The 2,597-nt window shown below is 68.1% G+C and carries 1 pseudogene; it reads left to right on the forward strand.

The window, feature by feature from the left end:
- Positions 1-27 precede the first annotated feature (27 nt).
- A pseudogene (locus tag AB4Y84_RS18920) lies at positions 28-2,597 on the forward strand (cyclic beta 1-2 glucan synthetase); the annotation flags it as partial.

Consider the following 2,597-nt stretch of genomic DNA (forward strand, 5'->3'; position numbering starts at 1 on the left):
CTGCAGGGGCGCGGCGGCGCGTGGGCCATGCCCATCGCCTGGCTGGAACAGTGGGCGGCAGCGGCTGGGCAGCGCATCGACGAACTGGTTGCCGCCGAGGGGCAACAGCAGGCGGCCGACCAGGTCTCCATCGGCAACAGCATCGGCAGCCTGCGCTTCCTCTCCACCATGGATTGGCGCACCTTTGTCGAAGACATGAGTGTGGTCGAGCAGCGGCTGCGGGAAGACCCCATGGCCGTCTATGCGCAGATGGATTTCGGCACCCGCGATGCCTACCGCCACGTGGTGGAGAAGATTGCCCGCGGCAGCCGCATCGCCGAGGAGCGCGTTGCGACCATCGCGCTGGACCTGGCACGGGCGGCTACGCCGGCGGACGGCCCGCGCACGCACGTGGGCTACTGGCTGGTCGGCGAAGGCCTGCAGACCACTGTTGCGGCGGTGGCCGAGGCAGCACCGCGCCACCGCAAGGCACGGCGACTGGCGCATCGCGTGCCGCTTGCGCTGTACCYGCTGCCGATCGGCCTGCTGGCGGTGCTGGCCACCAGCGGCCTGCTGGCAACCGGCAGCGGCTCGGTACCTGTCTGGCTGGCGGCGCTGCTCGGGCTGCTGGTGTTCAGTGAGCTGGGCATCGTGCTGGTGAACTGGACCGCGACGGTGCTGGTCGCCCCCAGGCCGCTTCCCAAGCTCGATTTCAGCGAAGGCATTCCTGCCGCGTGCGCCACCGTGGTCGCGGTCCCCTCGATGCTGTCCAGCGTCGACGGCATCGACGTTCTGGTCGAAGCGCTGGAGGTGCGTTTCCTGGCCAACCGCGATCCCCACCTGCGCTTCGTGTTGTTGACGGATTTTCTCGATGCCCCAGCAGCACAGGCGCCGATGGACGACGCTCTGCTTGCGCACGCCGTGGCACGGATCGAGGAATTGAACCATCGTTACGCGCCCGAGCGCGGCGACCGCTTCTACCTGCTGCACCGGCCCAGGCAATGGAATCCGGGCGAAGGTGTGTGGATGGGCCACGAGCGCAAGCGCGGCAAGCTGGCCGCGCTCAATGCCCTGCTCCGCCAAGGCGATGCGGCTGCGTTCATGCGCATCGTCGGAGACGCGGTGGCCCTGATCGGCGTCCGTTACGTCATCACGCTGGACTCGGACACGCAGCTTCCGCGGGATGCGGCACGCGCGTTCGTCGCCACCTTGGCGCACCCGCTCAACCGCCCGCGCTTCGATCCGCAGCTGCAACGCGTGGTGGAGGGCTACGGCATCCTGCAGCCCAGCGTCGGCACCAGCCTGGGGAGGCGCCGTACCTCGCGTTTTGCCAGGATGTTCGGTAGCGAGCCCGGCATCGATCCGTACACGCGCATGGTTTCCGACGTCTACCAGGACCTGTTCGACGAAGGCTCGTTCGTGGGCAAGGGCATCTATGACGTCGACGCCTTCGAGCATGCGCTGGAGGGCCGCCTGCCCGAGAACCGCATCCTCAGCCACGATCTGCTGGAAGGCTGCTATGCACGCGCAGGCCTGGTCAGTGATGTGCGCCTGTATGAGGACTATCCCGAGCGCTACGCCGCCGACGCCAAGCGCCGTGCGCGCTGGATCCGTGGCGACTGGCAGCTGCTGCCGTGGTTGTTGCCGTGGACACCGCGCCCGGGCTCGGGCTGGGAACGCAACCGGCTCAGCCTGCTTTCGCGCGGCAAGTTGCTGGACAACCTGCGCCGGAGCGTGGTGCCGATTGCTGCCCTTGCGTTGTTGCTTGCCGGCTGGCTGTATGCGCGAAACCCTGCTGCGTGGACCGCGTGGGTGCTGGCGCTGTGGTTCGCGCCGCCGCTGATAGGCATGCTGCGTGATGGCCTGAGCGTTCCGGAAGACACGCCGCTGGAAGCGCATTACATCAAGGTCGGGCGCGGTACGTTGCAGTCGTTGCTGCGCGCGTCCACCCAGATAGCGTGCCTGCCCTACGAAGCACTGCTGGCCAGTGACGCCGTGCTGCGCACGCTCTGGCGCATGGCCGTCACACGCAGTCACCTGCTGCAATGGAATCCCTCCAGCGAAGTCGAACGCCGCCTTGGTAGCGATCGCAGCGCGGAATGGCGGGTGATGGCGCCATCCTCGCTGCTGGCGCTCGCGCTGGTGGCTGTGGTGGCCAGCGTGCGTCCGCAGGCACTGCCGATTGCCCTGCCCTTGCTGTTGGCGTGGACCTTTGCGCCGGCATTGATGGCGTGGCTGGGTCGCCCGCCGGCGGCAAGCGTGGCCGAGTTGTCGGTCACGCAACGGGCGTTCCTGGGCCGGCTGGCGCGGCGCACCTGGTCCTTCTTCCAGGCCTGGGTGCGCGAGCAGGATCATTGGCTGCCGCCGGACAACATCCAGGAGCATCCGGCGCTGGTGGTCGCGCGACGCACCTCGCCGACCAACATCGGCCTGTCCCTGCTGGCCAATCTGTCTGCGTGGGATTTCGGCTATCTGCAGCAGGGCGCGGTGGCTGAACGTACCGCCCGCACGTTCGATACGCTGGACCAGCTGCCGCGCCATCGCGGCCACTTCCTGAACTGGTACGACACCGAAACACTGGCGCCGCTGCCGCCGCGCTACGTCTCCACGGTGGACAG

This window comes from Stenotrophomonas sp. 2YAF22 (genome assembly GCF_052114665.1).
Taxonomy (GTDB): Bacteria; Pseudomonadota; Gammaproteobacteria; order Xanthomonadales; family Xanthomonadaceae; genus Stenotrophomonas; species Stenotrophomonas indicatrix.